This is a genomic window from Xanthomonas hortorum (assembly GCF_011305375.1).
Classification (GTDB): Bacteria; Pseudomonadota; Gammaproteobacteria; order Xanthomonadales; family Xanthomonadaceae; genus Xanthomonas; species Xanthomonas hortorum_E.
Genome location: NZ_VCME01000021.1, coordinates 14,083 through 32,138, shown reverse-complemented (window position 1 = coordinate 32,138; position 18,056 = coordinate 14,083). Strand labels below are relative to the sequence as shown.

Annotated in this window: 13 protein-coding genes and 2 pseudogenes; 9 read left to right on the top strand and 6 right to left on the bottom strand. The window is 63.2% G+C overall.

Annotated elements, in window-relative coordinates; all coding sequences use genetic code 11:
* The first annotated feature begins 4 nt into the window (after window positions 1-4).
* Window positions 5-841 (top strand): class I SAM-dependent methyltransferase, encoded by an 837-nt coding sequence (locus tag FFY45_RS17440; protein ID WP_176341382.1) that lies wholly within the window; start codon window positions 5-7, stop codon window positions 839-841.
* A 91-nt stretch (window positions 842-932) separates the two neighbouring features.
* A complete protein-coding gene (locus tag FFY45_RS17435) occupies window positions 933-1,424 on the top strand; it encodes an acyl-CoA thioesterase (RefSeq protein WP_006449965.1) in 492 nt (163 codons plus the stop codon).
* 169 nt (window positions 1,425-1,593) lie between these two features.
* On the opposite strand, the gene FFY45_RS17430 is transcribed toward FFY45_RS17435, so the two are convergent.
* Window positions 1,594-2,343 (bottom strand): C40 family peptidase, encoded by a 750-nt coding sequence (locus FFY45_RS17430; protein ID WP_074057100.1) that lies wholly within the window; start codon window positions 2,341-2,343, stop codon window positions 1,594-1,596.
* 109 nt (window positions 2,344-2,452) lie between these two features.
* Window positions 2,453-3,110 (bottom strand): annotated as a pseudogene (locus FFY45_RS17425) (C40 family peptidase).
* Here FFY45_RS17425 and FFY45_RS17420 point away from each other — a divergent pair.
* The 6 genes and pseudogenes from FFY45_RS17420 to FFY45_RS17400 all read left to right on the top strand — a co-directional run bounded on the left by FFY45_RS17420 (window position 3,109) and on the right by FFY45_RS17400 (window position 8,193).
* Complete coding sequence (locus FFY45_RS17420; RefSeq protein WP_006449968.1) at window positions 3,109-3,588, top strand: FKBP-type peptidyl-prolyl cis-trans isomerase; 480 nt, start codon at window positions 3,109-3,111, stop codon at window positions 3,586-3,588. The pseudogene FFY45_RS17425 and the gene FFY45_RS17420 sit on opposite strands and share 2 nt — an antisense overlap.
* Window positions 3,589-3,811: 223 nt before the next feature.
* Window positions 3,812-5,056 carry a DUF418 domain-containing protein gene (locus FFY45_RS17415; RefSeq protein ID WP_176341380.1) on the top strand — a complete coding sequence of 415 codons (1,245 nt, stop codon included), beginning with the start codon at window positions 3,812-3,814 and terminating at the stop codon, window positions 5,054-5,056.
* A 205-nt stretch (window positions 5,057-5,261) separates the two neighbouring features.
* Window positions 5,262-5,402 (top strand): annotated as a pseudogene (locus FFY45_RS22210) (amino acid dehydrogenase); the annotation flags it as partial.
* Window positions 5,399-6,769: a glutathione-disulfide reductase gene (gene gorA, locus FFY45_RS17410; RefSeq protein ID WP_176341379.1), complete on the top strand. Its 1,371-nt coding sequence runs from the start codon at window positions 5,399-5,401 to the stop codon at window positions 6,767-6,769. The pseudogene FFY45_RS22210 and the gene gorA, both read left to right, overlap by 4 nt.
* A gap of 280 nt (window positions 6,770-7,049) precedes the next feature.
* Window positions 7,050-7,457, top strand: a complete 408-nt coding sequence (locus tag FFY45_RS17405; protein WP_176341378.1) for an MGMT family protein — start codon at window positions 7,050-7,052, stop codon at window positions 7,455-7,457.
* A 40-nt stretch (window positions 7,458-7,497) separates the two neighbouring features.
* A complete protein-coding gene (locus tag FFY45_RS17400; RefSeq protein ID WP_043889734.1) occupies window positions 7,498-8,193 on the top strand; it encodes a rhomboid family intramembrane serine protease in 696 nt (231 codons plus the stop codon).
* A gap of 241 nt (window positions 8,194-8,434) precedes the next feature.
* Here the strand turns inward: FFY45_RS17400 and FFY45_RS17395 are convergent, their stop codons facing one another.
* From FFY45_RS17395 to FFY45_RS17385, 3 genes are all read right to left on the bottom strand, one after another.
* Window positions 8,435-10,447, bottom strand: coding sequence for a M13 family metallopeptidase (locus FFY45_RS17395; protein WP_168957742.1), 2,013 nt, complete (start codon window positions 10,445-10,447; stop codon window positions 8,435-8,437).
* A gap of 186 nt (window positions 10,448-10,633) precedes the next feature.
* Window positions 10,634-12,730, bottom strand: a complete 2,097-nt coding sequence (locus FFY45_RS17390) for a M13 family metallopeptidase (RefSeq protein WP_176341377.1) — start codon at window positions 12,728-12,730, stop codon at window positions 10,634-10,636.
* Between the two features lie 341 nt (window positions 12,731-13,071).
* Window positions 13,072-15,174, bottom strand: a complete 2,103-nt coding sequence (locus FFY45_RS17385) for a M13 family metallopeptidase (RefSeq protein WP_176341481.1) — start codon at window positions 15,172-15,174, stop codon at window positions 13,072-13,074.
* 361 nt (window positions 15,175-15,535) lie between these two features.
* Here FFY45_RS17385 and FFY45_RS17380 point away from each other — a divergent pair, with 361 nt between their 5' ends.
* A complete protein-coding gene (locus FFY45_RS17380) occupies window positions 15,536-17,131 on the top strand; it encodes a phytoene desaturase family protein (protein ID WP_176341376.1) in 1,596 nt (531 codons plus the stop codon).
* A 323-nt stretch (window positions 17,132-17,454) separates the two neighbouring features.
* On the opposite strand, the gene FFY45_RS17375 is transcribed toward FFY45_RS17380, so the two are convergent.
* A complete protein-coding gene (locus tag FFY45_RS17375; protein ID WP_176341375.1) occupies window positions 17,455-17,820 on the bottom strand; it encodes a DUF6289 family protein in 366 nt (121 codons plus the stop codon).
* Window positions 17,821-18,056: the final 236 nt, after the last annotated feature.

Below are 18,056 nucleotides of genomic sequence, written 5' to 3'. Positions count from 1 at the left end.
ACCGATGAGTGTTGGATTTCCCGCGCTGCGCGATCGGCTGCAGCAGTTGTCCGACTTGGAGAGCATCGACGGCGTGTTCGTGCAGCGCTCGTTGGCCGATGATCCGTTCGAGCAGCAGTATCTGGAGATTCGGCGCAAGGAGGGCCGGCTCTACACCGATGCGCAGGTGCGTAGCCTGCCAAGGCCCAGCGGCAAGCTCGGCACGACGCTGGAATGGCGGGTGCGCGCGCTGTCCAGCGCGTTGCTGGTGCAGCATCTACAGGCGCGTGCGGGCGAGGGCGCCATTCTCGAACTGGGTTGCGGCAACGGCTGGCTGTCGCAGTTGCTGGCGCAATCGCTGCAACGCGACGTCTGCGGTATCGACGTCAATCGCACCGAACTGACCCAGGCCGCACGCGTATTCGGCCACGACCAGCGGCTGAGTTTCATCGCCGCCGATATCCAGACCCTGGCGCTGCCACGTGATCTTTTCGACGTCATCGTGCTGCCGGCCTGCATCCAGTATTTCGCCGATCCCACTGCGTTGGTCACCCGTTTGCTTGCCCAGCTGCGCGACGGCGGCGAACTGCACATCCTCGACAGCCCGCTGTACGCAGACCCGCAACGCGCCAGCGAAAGCGCCGCGCGCAGCCTGCGCTACTTCAGCGAGCTGGGTGTGCCCGCACTGGCCGCGCACTACCACCAACACACTTACGCCACGTTCGATCGGTTTGCAGTGCAATGGCTATTCGACCCGCGACGGCCGAGTGCGCGCCTGCGGCGGATGTTTAAGTTGAAACAGCTGCATTTCCCTTGGTTGTGTTTGCGCAAGCAGGACAACATTGAAGCGATACGCGGTTGATCGAATACACGCCGGAACGCCGAATGTCCCTGCGCGCTTCTGTCGCACCTGCATGGCACACTGCCAGCTCATCCATTGACGAGGGCGGGCGGTGATTGGCGAACAGCGTGATCTGACATTTCGTTTTCTGGCCGAACCCAGCGACGTCAACTTTGGCGGCAAGGTGCATGGCGGTGTGGTGATGAAGTGGATCGACCAGGTGGGCTTTGCCGCGGCCAGTGGCTGGAGCGGGCATTACTGCGTCACCGTGGCAGTGGGCGGCATTCGCTTCGTGGCACCGGTGCGGATCGGGGATCTGGTCGCGGTGTCGGCCAAGCTGGTCTACACCGGGCGCACCAGCATGCATTTCGCCATCGATGTGCGTGCGCGCAGCCCCATGGGCGGCGACTCGCGGCTGTGCACGCATTGCATCATCGTGTTCGTGGCGATGGATCCGGACGGGATCACACCAGTGGCAGTGCCCTCATGGCAGCCGGACACGCCTGAGGATCAGCGCCTGGCCGAGTACGCGCTCAAGGTGATGGAACTGAGCAAGGGCATCGAGGACACCATGTCGCACTACAAAGCGGATGCTGCGCACTGACCGAGTGGCTGCGCACCGGGTGACCCGCGCAGGATCCACGTGCTTGCGCGGCGCTGCGGTCGATTGGTTCACCGCGGTTGAAGTACGAACCTAAAAAACCACCGCCACGAAAAAGGCCGCGGGATCGCCGCGGCCTTCGTCTGTCACGCAGTGGATCAGGTGCCGAGAATCACAGCACTCGGCGTGCCTGGATGAACTTCTCGCTCCAGTAACCGCTGGCCAGCGAATCCACGCGCACGTCCTTGCCGCGGCTGGGCGCATGCAGGAACTTGCCGTCGCCGACCACCAGGCCCACATGGTCGATGCGACCACGCCGGCCGAAGAACACCAGATCGCCCGCCTTGAGCGCGGAGGGGTCCTTGATCAGTTCGGCCGATTCGTCGCGGGCGATATCACGCGAGACGCGCGGCAGGTCGATGCCCAGGGCGGTCTTGAACACATAGCCGACCAGGCCGCTGCAGTCGAAGCCTTCGGTGGACTCGCCGCCCCAGACGTACGGGGTGCCGAGCAGGGCCATGGCGCGCTGCAGGATCACTTGGACACGGCTGTCGGCCACGGCGTTCTGGGCGGCGTTGGCCGCGCTCTGCGAAACGTCGTAATTGGCCAACAGACGGCTGAGGTCGCCGGCGAACATCGCCGAACGGTCCATCAGCGGAATGGCGTCATTGGCGGCCAGATGCGGAAGCAGGGCGGCCAGCGTTGCGGTGGCAGCGGCGTCGGCGCGGCTGCGGGTTGCGGCTTTCTCGGCGGCGACGGCGCTGTCTGGCGTGGTCGTCTGCGGAACGGATGAAGGAGTGTTGGCGGTCTGTGCCAGAGCGGGAAGGGCTGCGAGCCAAAGAGCGGTGGCGCACAGCAGGCGGAGCGGTTTCCGGGGCGGAAGCGGTGCGGCGCCAGGATTGATCTGTTCGTCGTTCGTCACGCGGGAATCACATTTCTGCTGTCGATGCGCGATGATGCCTTGGTGAAAGAATCGTTACGTTCAAAAAAGGTTAAATTTCCGTTCTGTGACTTGTGATGTGCGTCACGTTTCAATGTAAAACACGCTTTGAACCTGAATAATGGTCACGCCAGTAGGCTCCGTCCAGGAAATCCAAGCGGACTGTACCGCCGGTGCTGGGGGCATGCACAAAGCGGCCTTCACCGACATAAATCCCGACATGGGTGACGTTGCCGCTGGAGCCGAAAAACACCAGATCGCCGGTCGCCAGCTTTTCGGGCGAAATTCTGGGTCCCTGGATGGCGGCCAGCTCGCGCGAGGTGCGTGGCAGCGCCAACGCCAATACATCCTTGTAGACATAGGCGACCAGGCCGCTGCAGTCGAAACCGGTTTCCGGCGTGTTGCCGCCAAACAGGTAGGGCGTGCCGACCAGACCCAAGGCGCGCATTAGGATGTTGTTGGCGGCGGCCGGGTCTGCCGGCGGTACCTGCGGCCATACGCGCGCAGTCGGCGCTGGGGCGGCAGCCGGGCGACTCACCGGGGTCTGTGCGCAACCGCCCAACAGCACGAGCAGGCCCAGCAATACACTGGCCGCGACACGACGGGTGTGAGCGGCGAAAACTGGCGTGATAGGCATGGAGCCGGGATAATGGTCGGTTCGAACAGGTCGCCATGATGGCGGCGCACCCGGCGGCCGACAAGCCGTCCTCCACCGTCTGCCACCGGGCAGCCCATTCAGAGCCAGGCATGAAGATCGAAAAAGACAGCGTCGTCCGCTTCCACTACACCGTTTCGGAGATCGGCCAGGAGCCGATCGAGAGCTCCAAGGAACGTGACCCGTTGGCGATCATGATCGGCCACGGCAACATCATTCCAGGCCTGGAAGCGGCCATGATGGACAAAGAGGCCGGCGAGAGCTTCGGCGTGGACGTCAAGGCCACCGAGGCCTACGGCGAATACCGCGAAGGCCTGAGCCAGCGCGTGCCGAAGAAGCACTTCGGCGCCACCAAGCTGGCACCGGGTACCCAGGTGATGCTGCAGACCAACTTCGGCCCGCGCGCAGTGACGGTGCAGAAGGTCGGCATGAGCGTGGTCGATGTGGATCTTAACCACCCGATGGCCGGCAAGGATCTGCACTTCGATGTGGAAATCATCGACGTGCGTGAAGCCACCCAGGAAGAGCGCGACCACGGACATGTGCATGGCGAAGGCGGCCATCACCACTGAGAGCGGTGATTGACACGGTCGCGCTGCCCTCGGGCGGGCGTGGCCGGTGTCTGAACTCTGCATGTGCCACGCAGACATGCCGGTTTCTGGACCGTCTCCGCTTCCAGCCAACGAGGGCTTGCGACGTGTTGCCAGCCACTCCGGGTGACCGCTGTAGGTTAAACGGCCCGCCATCTCGGCGGGCTGTTTGCATTTTGTCGTGCACACCACGCTCCGAGCCTTGATGACACCACGCGATTTTCTGCAGCCCATTGCCGCAACCGAGCGCATCGTCGTGCTGGATGTGCTGCGCGGCTTTGCGCTGCTGGGCATCCTGCTGATGAATATCGAAGCCTTCGTCGGCCCGCTCGATCTGGCGCTCACCGGCGTGGATCCGCACTGGCATGGCATCGATCGTGTTGCCGATGCGCTGGTCTACCTGTTCGTGCAGGGCAAGTTCTACACCTTGTTCGCGTTGTTGTTCGGCATGGGCTTTGCGGTAATGGCGCAGCGCGCCGAGCAGGCCGGGCGCGGGTTTTTCGGCACGTATCTGCGGCGGACCCTTGGATTGCTGGCGATCGGGCTGGCCCATGCATTGCTGCTGTGGTCCGGCGATATTCTGGTGACCTACGCCTTGCTGGCGTTGCTGTTGCTGACCACCCGCTCGGTGCCAACGGTGACGCTGCCGTGGGTTGCGGCGCTGGTGTACTGCTGCGCGCCTGGCTTGATGCTGCTGTACGGCGCGGCAGGGACGTTGACGCAGGCCGATCCGGCAGCTGCGGTGGAGTGGAAGGCGGCGATGGCCGATGCGGCGCAGCAGGCGGTCGCGAACGTACAGGCGCAGCGCGCCGCGTACGGCAGCGGCACGTACCTGCAAGCGACGCTGCAGCGCTGGCATGACCTGCAGGAAGCGATGACCGGGCTGAGCATCAATGGTCCGGCGATGCTTGGCATGTTTCTGTTGGGCAGCTGGTTTGTGCGCAGTGGCGCGATTGCGGCGCCTGAGCGCTTTCCGCGTCTGTTTCGCACGTTGCGTTATGGCGTGTTGCCGCTCGGGCTGGGCGTGATGCTGGTGAGTTATGCGTTGGAGCCGTGGATGGATCCGGCGCGTCTGGACTTGCGTGTGTCGGGCGCCTTCGCCTTGTCGTTGATCGCCGGGCCGCTGATGAGCTTGGGTTACGCCGCATGGGTGGTGCGGCTTGCACCGCGCCTGGCATGGCTCGCACCGGCCGGGCGCATGGCATTGACCAACTACCTGCTGCAGTCGTTGCTGTGCACGTGGGTGTTCTATGGTTACGGGCTTGGTTATTTCGAGCAGTTTCCGCGGGTGTGGCAGCTGCCGTTTGCGCTGGGGTTGTTCGCGCTGCAGGTGGTGCTGAGTCGGCTGTGGCTGCGCTGGTTCCGCTTCGGGCCGATGGAGTGGCTGTGGCGTAGCGTGACCTATTTGCGTGTGCCGCCGATGCGACATGGCAGCGCGCGCCTGGAGTGACACGTGTCGTAGCACGCGTATTGCTGCGGGTTGCGCGGCATTGCACTGTGCGCAGTTGCCAGGCCAGGCACGCAGGCCAGCACGCAGTGGTGGGCAGGATCGTGACGCATTGCTCGTCGCTGCCATGACGACTGGATCGCCGGTGACGGGTTGGATTGCGCCCGATTGCAGCCGATAGACAAACCATGCGCGACCTGCCGTCCGTCCTCACGTCTGGCTCGCGGCAGGGCATGGCATGCTCGCCATCAGCATGAGCACTGCAAGCGAACAACTGATGGCCGATCTGATCACGGGCCGCGCACCTGCGCCGGACCTGCCTGTTTACCGCGCGGAGCGATTCGCATGAGCGCCCGTTACGACTACGACGTGGTGATCCTGGGCGGCGGTTCCGGTGGATTGGCGGCGGCATTTCGCGCGGCAAGACACGGTGCCCGCGTGGCGATCATGGAGCCGAACGAGTTGGGTGGCACCTGCGTCAATCTGGGCTGCGTGCCGAAGAAGGCGATGTGGCTGGCAGCCGATCTGGCTGGAAAAATCGCACTGGCCAGCGCGCTCGGTTTCGATGTGCCGCGGCCGACACTGGCGTGGCAGGAACTGGTCACGCATCGGCAGGGCTACATCGCCAACATCCATGCCAGTTATCGGCGCCGGCTCAATGAGGATGGCGTAGTGATGATTCCGCAACGCGGCGTGTTGCAGGACCGGCACACTCTCATGGGCAGCGACGGCGTGCCGGTGACCGCCGAACACATCGTGATCGCCACCGGTGCGCATCCACTGCGCCCGGACGTGGACGGTGCCGAGTACGGCGAAGTGTCCGATGATTTCTTCAATCTCTGTCACGCGCCCGCACAGGTGGCGATTGTCGGTGGCGGCTATATCGCGGTGGAAATCGCCGGCTTGCTGCAGGCGCTGGGTAGCCGCGTGCATCTGTTCGTGCAAGGCGAGCGGCTGCTGGAGCGTTTCGATGCCGAACTGACCTTGCAGCTGGCCGACAACCTGCGCCATCTCGGCGTGCGCCTGCATTTCGGATTTTGTACTACCGGCCTGGAGCGCGATGCCGACGGTGGGCTGCGTGTGCATGGACACCCGGCGCATACGAGCGAGCAGGGCAATGATGTCTTCGACAAGGTGTTTTTTGCCGTGGGTCGACGCGCCAATACCGCAGGGCTGGGTCTGAAGGCGGTTGGTATCGCGCTGGGCGAGAAAGGCGAAATCGTGGTGGACGAGGGTCAGACCACCAGCGTGCCGAATATTCATGCGATCGGCGATGTCGGCGGCAAGGTCGGGCTGACGCCGGTGGCGATCACGGCCGGTCGCAAGCTGATGGATCGCTTGTTCGGCAATCAGCCGGATGCGCGCATGGATTACGAAGGCGTGCCGAGCGTGGTGTTCTCGCATCCGCCGCTCGGGCATGTTGGACTGACCGAAGAGCAGGCGCGCGAGCGTTACCACGGTGCGGTGCGCGTCTACCGCAGCAACTTCCGCCCGATGCTGCATGCGCTGGCCGATTCACCCCAGCGCAGCCTGTTCAAACTGGTCTGTGTGGGCGAGGAAGAGCGCGTGGTCGGCGTGCACCTGCTGGGCGAGAGTGCGGACGAAATGCTGCAGGGGTTTGCGGTGGCAGTGAAGATGGGCGCGACCAAGCGCGACTTCGACGAGACCGTGGCGATTCATCCCACCTCGTCCGAAGAGATTGTATTGATGCATTGAGGTGGTGGTTGCGGCAGCTGTGGCTGTCGTAGCTGCGCGGACGAGAGCAGCAACTCAAAGCCCCTCTCCCCCCGGGAGAGGGGCTGGGGTGAGGGTCGGTACAAGCGATGCATCGATCAACCTGGATCCGCTGTTCAATGTCGGCAGTACCTCTTTCGGCGTTGCGTAGCGTTTGACTGCTTTGCTTGTTCAGCCGTGCGTATCTGCGCTCGTACCCTTACCCCAACCCCTCTCCCGGCGGGAGAGGGGCTCTGGATCCTTAAAGTGGCATTCTTGCGTGATGTCCAAGCCTCGCCAAGCCAGTCCTCGTCCGTCTGCCAAGCCAGCTGCGCGTTCCGCGTCCAATGGTGCGGCGCTCTCCAGCGAGCAGGCACGACTGCGCATTCTTGAAGTGATCCGCGCGATTCCTTCCGGCCAGATTGCCGGTTACGGCGAAGTCGCGCTGCGTGCCGGCCTTCCCGGTCGGGCGCGGCTAGTGGCGCGCGTACTCAGCGGCAACGACGATCCGCAGCTGCCTTGGCATCGTGTGCTGCGCAGCGATGGCCGGATCGCGTTGCCGGAAGGCTCGTCCGGCTATCGCGAGCAATGTCGGCGCCTGCGCGCCGAGGGCGTTGCGGTGGAGCAGGGGCGGGTGCGGCGTCCCAGTGCCGCGCAAACCCTGGATGCGGCTGTGTGGGGGCCTTCATAAGCCTGCCGTTATGATGGTTGGCATTCCGAAGGATGCCGCCATGCCACAACTGCCGCCCGTCACCAAAGCGTTATTGATCGCCAATATCGGCTTGTTCCTGTTGCAGTGGGCATTGGGCGACCTGGGCGCCGGTGTGCTGCCCTCCGATGCGGCGTTGTCGTCGCTGATGTTGTGGCCGATTTCCAACGGCTTCGATGCGTTCTCGCCCGGCGCCAGCTTCATGCCGTGGCAGTTGCTGACCTATGCGTTCCTGCACGGCGGCTTCAACCATCTGTTCTTCAACATGCTGGCGCTTTTCATGTTCGGCGCAGCATTGGAACAGACCTGGGGCCAGAAGCGCTTTCTGACCTATTACCTGGTGTGTGTGGCCGGTGCCGGCGTGTGCCAGCTGCTGATGGCCTGGTTCACCCAGAGTGGTGCGCCGGTGGTGGGCGCGTCGGGCGGTGTATTCGGCCTGTTGCTGGCCTACGGCATGCTGTTTCCCAACCAGCGGGTGATGCTGCTGTTTCCGCCGATCCCGATGAAGGCGCGCACCTTCGTGATCGTGTTCGGTGCGATTGAACTGTTTCTGGGCGCGACCGGCTGGCAGCCGGGTGTGGCGCACTTCGCGCATCTGGGCGGCATGCTGTTCGGTTGGCTGATGATTCGTTACTGGCGCGGGCAGTCACCGTTCGGCGGCAGCGGCGGCAAGGGTGGGAAAGGTGGTCGCAAGCCGCCGTTGCGCGTGGTGCGTTGAGAGAGTGGCGGCGTATCAGATAGGCGCTGAGCGGTAGGGGCGGCCTTGGCCGCGATGAGGCGTTATCGGTAACGCCTCGTCGCGGCCAGGGCCGCTCCTACGAAGAGCAGGGCGTGGTTCTTCGGGATGGAAGAACGTGCGAGACAGACAAAACGAGACAGACAAAAAAAGAGCGCGGAATCCGCGCTCTTTTTTAATTCCAGTGACTGCGTTGATTGCCAGTGACTGCCTGGCGCTGAAATCAGCGCCAGATCTTCAACTGCTCGGTATCCACACGCTGCATCGGCTGGCCCGGCTTGCAGGTGAATGCTGCACCGAACTCGGGCAAGTTGGACAGCGGGCCGTTGGTACGCCACTGGCCCGGTGCACGGATGTCGGCGCTTGCACGCTGCACTGCTTCGTTCGGCGACAGCTGCTGTGCCCACAGGCCGGCCCAGGCAGTGAAGAACGCCTGCTTGTCGGCCTCGGTGGCGGCCGGCTGGGCCTTGCTGAAGGCCTGCCAGGCCAGTTCGATGCCGGCCAGGTCGGCCAGGTTTTCTTCGGCGGTCTGCGCGCCGTTGACCTTGACGTTGGGCACGCCCGGGTACGGATAAGCGGCGAACTGATTGGCCACCTTGCCGGTCAGCAACGTCCAGCTGGTCTTCTCGGCCGGCGTCCACCAGCTGCGCAACTCGCCTTTGGCATCCACCAGCGAACCCTTGGCGTCGATGGCACGGGTGATTTCGTGTGCCACCAGCGCGCCGTAGGCGCCGTACTGCGCGGCCGGGGTGCTGCCGTTGGTCAGCACCGGTGCCTGCAATACGGCAGCGGTGATGATCAGACGGTTCTGCGCGATGTCGTAGGCCACTGCCGGCTGCTGCGGCAGCACGTCCCAACGGCGGTCGGCGTTGCCCTTGCCGATGCGCTTCATTTCTTCGCGGTGACGCCAGGTCGAGGCGATCAGCATGTTGCCGCCGAAGCTGCCGCGGCCCATCGGCTGCACGGTGTAGTCCAGATCGCGACGCGGTGCGCCGACTTCGATCTTCATCGCCGACAGTTTGGCCTTGGCTTCGGCGATCACCTCGCCGTTGCCCCAGCCGGTGCGCTCCAGCGCGGCCAGCTGTGCATCGCGCACCTGGTCGGCGATGGCTTCGGCCTGACGGCGGGTGTCGCTGCTCAGGTAACGCGCCACGTATTCGCGACCGAGCATCGGGCCGGCGGCGATATTGATCGCGTCCAGCACCTGCTGCCAGCGCTGCGGCGGCAATGCATCGCCACGCAGCAGACGGCCGCGGAACTGGTATTCGGCATCGTGGAAGCTCTTGGACAGGTACGGCGCCATCGCATCGCCCACGCGCCAGCGCAGGTAGGCCTTCCACTGGTCCGGCTTGATGCTGACGATCATGCTGTCGAGCTGCTTGAACATGGCCGGGTCGGCCATCGACACCAGATCGTCCTTGACGCCCTGCGCTTCCAGAAAGTCGGCCAGGCGCAGGTTCTTGTATTGCTTGGTCAGCTCCTTGGTGGCGATCGGGGCGTAGTTGTTGAACGGGTTGTTGATGCCCTGCACCGACTGCGCGCTGCGTGCCAGTGCGGTTTCGATCTGCAGCACCGACGCCGCATCGGCTTCGAGGCGGTCGGCCGGGGTGCCGGTCAGCGCCAGCATCTGCTTGACGTAGCTGCGGTAGCGGCCCATCAGCGCCTGGGTGTCGGCATCGGTGCGGGTGTAGAACGCCGGATCGGGCAGGCCCATGCCGCCTTGCATGAAGTAACCGATGTGGCGATCCAGCGCCTTCAGATCCACGTCCGGGCCGAAGTTGAAGCCGACCGGGATACCGACCTGATGCAGCGCGGCGATGGAAGCGGGCACATCCTTGGCCTTCTTGATCGCGTCGATGCGCGCCAGCAAGGGGGCGATGGGGTTGGAGCCGTCCTTTTCGACCGAGGCTTCGTCCAGGCCGCTGGCCCAGAAGTCGCCGAGCAGCTTCTGCACGTTGCCTTGCGGGGTCTTCATCGAGGCGTCCAGCAATTCGCGCTGCTGCTGCAGGGCGCGCTCGGACAACTGGCCCAGTGCGGTGACGGCGCCGGTCTGCGGCAGCGGATTGGCCTTGAGCCAGCCGGCATTGGCGTAATCGTAGAAATCGGTACACGCCGCCGAGACGGCCGGGGCCTTGGGAGCGGCCTTCTTCTTGCGCGCGGCGTCGGCGTCGGGGGCGGACAGCAGCGTGATCAGGCTGAAGCCAAGAGCGAGGGCAAGCGGACGAATGGTGGGCATCGAGAAGAAGGGTGGCCAGATTGAAGTCGGCGGAGTTTAGCAAGGCTGCGCGTCGTGCAGGCGGGCGCGAGCTGCCGTTTGTCCTCGGTGCCGGCCGCTTGCATGAACGCGACAGGCCCGCGTGGGCGGGCCTGTGCGTATTGCCGTCGTGTTGGAAGCGCTTGCAGGTAGTGACTAGCGCGGCGCCTACCAGATCACCACGCGGTCTTTCTCAGGCCGCACCATCGCATCGCCAGGCTTGCACGCAAACGCGGTGGCGAATTGCGGCATGTTGGAGGGAGGCGCGATGGCGCGTAGCCTGCTGGGCGCGTGCGGATCCGAGGCCAGGTAGACCATCTGCTGTTGATCGCGCACGCGTTGGCGCCAGCTCCGCGCAAAAGCAAGAAAGAAGCGTTGTTCGGGACTGTAGCCGTCGATCGTTTTTGCGCGTTCGGGATGTTGGTGCAGAGCGGTCTGCAATGCGTCGTAGGCGACGTTGGTGCCGCCCAGATCGGCGATATTTTCGCCAAGGGTGAGCTTGCCATTGACGTGCAGCGTGGGGTGGTCTGGCAGTGGCGTATAGGCGTCGAACTGTTTGACCAACTGCTCGCTGCGCTGCTCGAACTTGCGTCGATCCTCGGCCGTCCACCAATTGACGTTGTTGCCTGCACCATCGAACTGGCTGCCCTGGTCATCGAACCCATGGGTCGCCTCGTGGCCGATCACTGCACCAATGCCGCCGTAGTTCAGCGCATCGTCGGCGTTGGCATCAAAGTACGGTGGCTGCAGGATCGCCGCCGGGAAATTGATGGAATTGGTGGAGGTGTCGTAATACGCGTTGACGGTCTGCGGCGTCATCTGCCAACGCTTGCGGTCAGTCGGTTTGCCGATCTGAGCGATGTCGTAGCGATAGTTGAATTTGGCGGCCGCCTGCAGATTGCGGTAATAGGCGCCGGGGACGATCTCCAGCCCGGACCAGTCGCGCCATGTATCCGGATAGCCGATCTTGGGCAGGAAGGTGTTCCACTTGGCGATGGCCTTGGCTTTGGTTTCCGCACTCATCCAATCGACGTTTTCAATCCGCGTCTTGAGCGCGGCGCGGACGTTGTCCACCAACTCGCTGGCACGCTGTTTGGCCTCGGGCGTAAATACTTTAGCGACGTACAGTTGACCCACGCCTTCGCCCATTGCGCCATTGACCGCGCGCAGGACGCGCTTCCAGCGTGGCAGTTGCTCTGGTTGCCCGGAGAGGGTCTTGCCATAGAAGGCGAAGCGATTGTCGGCAAAGGCCTTGCTGAGCTGTGCGGATGCGTCATCGATCGCATGAAAGCGCAGGTAAGCCTGCCATTGCGCAATGGGTGCGTTGGCCAGTTCGTGATCGAACGCAGCGAAAAAGCGTGGCTGCGCCAGCGAGAAACCCTTGCCGACGTCCACGCCCTGGGTGGCAAAGAAATCCTTCCACGGAAAGTGCGGCGTGAGCTTGTCCGCTTCGGCGAGACTGACCAGGTGATATTGGTTCTTGGGCTCACGCGCATCTACCGGCTTCAGTGATGCGGCAGCCAGGCGGGTTTCGAGTGCCAGTACGTCCTTTGCCTGCGTCTTGGCCGCGTCGGCGGAACTGCCGGTGAGTTCGAACGACTTGGCAATGTAGGCAAGATAAGCGGCGCGGATGGATGCGTGCTCTGCGTCGGTGTAGTAGTCCTTGGTTGGCAGGCCCAGGCCGCTTTCCTGGGTAAACGCGATCTGCATGTCGGCGTTATGGAAGTCTGCGCCGGCCCCGAAATTGAACACCTGGGCATCGCCTTCGCCATGGCGGCTGATGATGTAATCGGCGACATCCTTGCCGGACTTCAACGCGGCGATCGTGTCCAGTTGCGGCTGAATCGGCTGGGCGCCAGCCGCTTCGATAGCGGCTTCGTCCATGCCGGAGGCATAGAGCGTGCCGATCTTCTGCTCCAGCGAAGTTGTCTGCTTACCCGACTGCGTAGCGGCAGTTTCAAGAATGCTGCGCTGGATCGCCATGCTTTTTTCAGACAGGATTTCGTCCACGCCCCAACTGGTGCGGTCGGGCGGGATCGGATTGGCTTTTGCCCAGCTGCCATTGACGAAGTCGTCCAGGTTTTGACATGCGCCGCCCGCAGGGCCCAATTCGCTGATGTCGAACGCAGGCTTTGCGGCAGCTGCGGCTGCAGGTGTCGGGGCGGCCGCTTTTGCCGGCGCATTGCTGTCGCCGGCTTCGCGCTTGCAGCCGGTCAAGGCCACAACCAGTGCCAGAGCGAGCGTAGAGGTCTTGATCGGTGACATGGAAGCCCAGTCGCATGAAAGGACACCGAGCATAAGCGCGTGCGTCTTTGCGAGAGCACGCGTTGAGCTTTGTTGAGGCTTGGTGTTTATGCTCTCGATGGCTGAGTGACGAACTCACGCTTCAAGCATGGATAGATGCGCAGGCGATGCGTTTGTGTGTGCGCAAAAATCCCATCGAAAACGAAGTGGCTGCTGCATGCGAGTGCCTGCTGCCTGCGTTGCGGAAACAATCTCGCGCAGTCCGCACGCGTCGCGAACGTGCGTTTCGGAAATGCCCAAAAAAACGGGCGACGATCAACCGATCGCCGCCCGCGTTGGTTACCGCTTTCTTGCGATGACGATTACCAGATCACGACCTGCTTATCGCCCTGACGCACCATCGCATCGCCGGCCTTGCACGAGAACGCGGCGGCGAAGGCCGGCATGTTCGACGGCGCACCGATGGCGCGGAAGTTGGCCGGTGCGTGCGGATCGGTCTTCAGGCGCACCACCAGTTCTTCCGGGGTGAAGTTGCGGCGCCACACCGTGGCCCAATTGAGGAAGAAGCGCTGGTCGCGGGTGATGCCGTCGCTCTTGGGATCGTCCTTGCCGGCGGTGGCGGTCTTCATCGCGTCGTAGGCGGTGTTGAGGCCGCCCAGGTCGGCGATATTTTCGCCCAGGGTCAGGTCGCCCTTGACCTTGTCGCCGGCCGAGGTGCGATAGCCGTCGAACTGCGCGACCAGCTTGCCGGTGCGCGCCTTGAACGCGTCCAGATCCTTCTGCGTCCACCAACCCGGATCGGCGATGAAGTTGCCATCGGCACCGAAGCGGCTGCCTTGGTCGTCGTAACCATGCGTCATCTCATGGCCGATCACCGCGCCGATACCGCCGTAGTTCATTTCCTCCGGCGCATTCGGGTCGAAGAACGGCGGCTGCAGGATGGCGGCCGGGAACACGATCTCGTTCTGTAGCGGGTTGTAGTAGGCGTTGACCGTTTGCGGGCTCATACCCCATTCGGTCTTGTCCACCGGCTTGCCGATCTTGGACAGATTCCACTTGTAGTTGTATTCGGACGCGGCCATCACGTTGCCCAGATAGCTGTCACGGCTGGTGTTCAAACCGTTCCACTCGCGCCATTTTTCCGGGTAGCCGATCTTGGGCGTGAAGCTTTCCCACTTGGCGATCGCCTTGGTCTTGGTCTCCGGGCTCATCCAGTCGAGCTTTTCGATGCGGGCTTTCAGCGCAGTGCGCAGATTGGTCACCAGCGTTTCCATCTTGGCCTTGGAATCGGCCGGGAACGCGACCTTGACGTACATCTGGCCCAAGGCTTCGCCGGTCTGCCCGTTGATGGTCGCCAGCACGCGCTTCCAACGCGGCTTGATTTCCTTCTGGCCGCGCAGAGTCTTGTTGTAGAACGCGAAGTTCTCATCGACGAACGGCTGGCTCAGGAACGGCGAGGCGCCATCGACGGTGTGGAAGCGCAGGTAGGCGCGCCAGATCGCCGGGTCGGTGTCGGCGATCATCTTGCTGACTTCTTGGTGGAAGGCCGGGATCGCCAGCGAGAACATTTCCGGCGTGGTCACGCCCTGCGACTTGAAGAACTCGGTCCACGACCAGTTCGGAGTCAGCTTGTCGGCCTCGGCCGGCGAGATCGGGTTGTAGGCCAGCGAGGCATCGCGCGACATCTGGGTGCTGGTCTTGGAAACCTTGGCCAGACGGCTTTCGAACGCGACCACCTGCTTGGCCTGCGCGGCGGCATCGGCCGCAGCCACGCCGGACAGCTCCAGCACCTTGGCGACGTGCGCCTGGTAGGCCTCCAGCTTGGCCTTGTTGGTGGCGCTGGTGTAGTACTCCGGATCCGGCAAACCCAGGCCGCCTTGCATGGCGTAAGCGATGTTCTGGCTGGACTTCTTGAAGTCCGCCTCGGCGCCGAAGCTGAAGAGTTCGTTGTTGCCCTTGGCCGCGCTGCTGCGCAGATAGTCGACCAGCTTGGCCTGGTCGCTGATGGCATCGATCGCGGCCAGCTCGGGCTTCAGCGGCTCGATACCCTGGGCGTTGATCTTGGCTTCGTCCATGCCGGTCGACCACAGGTCTCCGACGATTTTTTCCACGCCGCTGGCGCTGGTGTCGGCCGCAGCTTGTTCGACCAGCTGCTGCTGGATCGCATTGGAGCGCTCGTCGAGCATCTCGAACGCGCCCCAGCTGGTGCGATCGCTCGGCACCGGGTTGGCGGCCAGGAACTTGGCATTGGCGTAGGCGTTGAGGTCGGTACAGGCGTTGCCGTTGGCATCCAGGTCGGCGGCAGTGAACTGGTTCACCGCCGGCAGCTTGCTCTGGTCCAGGGTCAGCGTCTTGGGTGCAGCGGGCGTGGTTGCCGCCGTGTCGGCTGCGGGGGCGGCAGGCGCGGCGTCTTCAGACTTCTTGCAAGCGCTCAGCGCGGTGGCCACGGCCAGGGTCAACGTCAATAAATGAGGTGTTCGAATCACAAAGGGCTCCAGAAGCAGCGGATTGGGAAGCCCCGTCGCCAGGGCCGTGGCCGGCACTCTACGCCTCGCCAGCCGGATGGCATGGTGTCGAAGGTCATGGGTGCGGCGTGTGTAGATGCGCTGGGCTGATGGCTGTTTGGCATGCGGCTGCTGGCTGGCAACGTGGCGTGCATAGCGCAATGCGCATTGCTGGCAACTTGCGATCCTCTTACTCTGCGCCGCGTGGGTGATTAGGTTTTGTTCTTGGCGGACATGATCTGCGTCGGTGAGCGCACATCGGTGGCGATGGTCGCCGCTGTGCGAATGGCCGACCTGCGAAAGCGGTGCTATATACAGGCGCATGCCCATCGCCTCCGAACCATTGGATGCACTGATCATCGGCGCCGGTCACAACGGCCTGGTGTGCGCCGCCTATCTGGCCAAGGCCGGCAAGCGGGTGCTGGTATTGGAAGCGCGCGATGCGGTCGGCGGCGCGGCGGTCACCGAAGAATTCCATCCCGGATTTCGTAATTCGGTGGCGGCCTACACGGTGTCGTTGCTGCAGCCAAAAGTCATCGCAGACCTGGCGCTGGAGCGGCATGGCCTGCGCGTGGTTCCGCGCCGCATCAATAACTTTTTGCCGCTGCCAAATGGTGAGTATCTGCTGGCTGGCGCCGGACGTACCGCCGAACAGCTCGCCAAATTCTCCGCACGCGACGCAGCTGCGTTGCCCGCCTACGAAGCGCGCCTGGAACAACTGGCCGATGTCTTGCGGGCGCTGGCCTTACAGCCACCGCCCGATGTCACCGACGGCGGTTGGCTGCAAGCGTTGCCGCAGTTGTGGCGTGCAGGAAAAGTCGGCTTGCAGCTGCAGGCGTTGCCACTGGCCTTACGGCAGGACCTGCTCGACCTGTTCACGATTTCCGCAGCCGAGTATCTGGATCGCTGGTTCGAAAGCGCACCGATCAAGGCGTTGTTCGGCTTCGATGGCATTGTCGGCAATTACGCCAGCCCGTACGCGCCGGGCACGGCGTATGTGTTGTTGCATCACGTGTTCGGGCAAAGCAACGGCGTCAAGGGCGCCTGGGGCCACGCCATCGGCGGCATGGGCGCCATCATCCAGGCAATGGCCGCCAGCGCCCGCGAAGACGGCGCGCAGATCCGGACTGGCTGCGCAGTGGAGCGCGTGCTGGTGGAGCAGGCGCGTGCGGTTGGCGTGGTGACTGCGAAGGGCGACGTGATTCGTGCGCGTGCAGTGGTTGTCAACGTCAATCCGAAGTTGCTCTACCAGCGCTTGATGCGTCCCGACGATGTGCCTGCGGCAACCCGTGAGCGCATTGCGCATTACCGGTGCGGATCGGGCACATTCCGCATGAACGTGGCGCTCTCGCGGCTGCCGGAATTCACTGCATTGCCTAGTGCGGGCGACCATCTCACCGCCGGGATTATCCTCGCGCCCAGCCTGGATTACATGGACCGTGCCTGGCTGGACGCGCGCGCCTTCGGATGGTCGCGTGAGCCGGTGGTCGAACTCCTGATTCCCAGCACCTTGGACGACAGCCTGGCACCGCCTGGGCAGCACGTGGCCAGCCTGTTTTGCCAGCACGTGGCACCGCAACTTCCCGATGGCCGGCACTGGGACGACCATCGCGAGGAGGTCGCCGATCTGATGATTGCAACGGTGGAGCGCTACGCGCCAGGATTCGCCGCATCGGTGCTGGGCCGGCAGATTCTCAGCCCGCTCGATCTGGAACGTATCTTCGGGCTGATCGGCGGCGACATCTTCCACGGCGCCCTCAGCCTCAACCAGCTCTTCAGCGCACGCCCCATGCTGGGGCAGGGCGCTTATCGTGGTGCGATACCCGGGCTGTATCTATGCGGGTCCGGGACGCATCCCGGCGGCGGGGTGACCGGAGCGCCTGGGCATAATGCAGCGCGGGTGATTTTGGGTGGGTAAGCCTGTATTTAAAGCGCGCCGGCTACCTGTGAGCGCAAAAAAAAGCCCTGGGGACCAGGGCCTTTGAGCAACGCAATACCTGATTAACAGTGGCCGTCAGCCTGCCTATCGCTATTTGCCTGCAGACAGGGCCATTTGTCCTAACGTTTTCCAGAGCTCCGCTGTCGGCGTTGCTGATGCGGGGTGTTAGCCTGACGTTTTTCAGCCAGGACGCCATTGTCGCCGTAAATTATGCTGGATTGGAGAAGGTTGCGGAATTGCTGTAGCTGACGGTTAGAGATAATTAGATGAAAGTCAAGACTGGTCTCCGCCAGCTTCGGTTATCAGTTGTACAAACCGCGCTGCCACGGACTGGTCAGATAGCCGTTGGGCCATGGGCCGCCTTCGCACATGCCCTGCCCCCACGTATCGCAAAAGTCAGCGCGTAACTGCGGCGAGACCTCGGTGTAGCCGATCGAGCTGACTTCACGCGTATCGCATGCATAGCTGATGATGACGCGCTTGGTTGTGGACGTTGTCCCCTGATGCTCCGTCTGATTGCTGCAATACAGGATGCTCTGGCCAACTAGATTTTCGTTAGCATCGAACCACATCCAGGTACGGCCGTACTGAGTCGCTGCATTTGCTTCCGGGGTGACTGCAAGGCCGCTCATCGCCGCAAACACCGCGGCTAAAAGTATTGTTTTCATTCAACTGGCTCCTTGTTTTGCCCCAACTCCCTTGAGGCGTGGGTCGTACTCTAGCCCTGACAGACAGTCCGCTTATCGCTACAGGTCTCCAAACGGTTCCATTTGTCCTGACGTTTTTTTCGCGGTGCTCACTATCGGTGTTGCTGACTTGGTGTTTTGCGACCAGGAAGCCATCGCCGACTTGAATTAGGCTGGTTTAGGAAGCAAGAAGTGCACAATTGCTGTAGCTAAAGGAA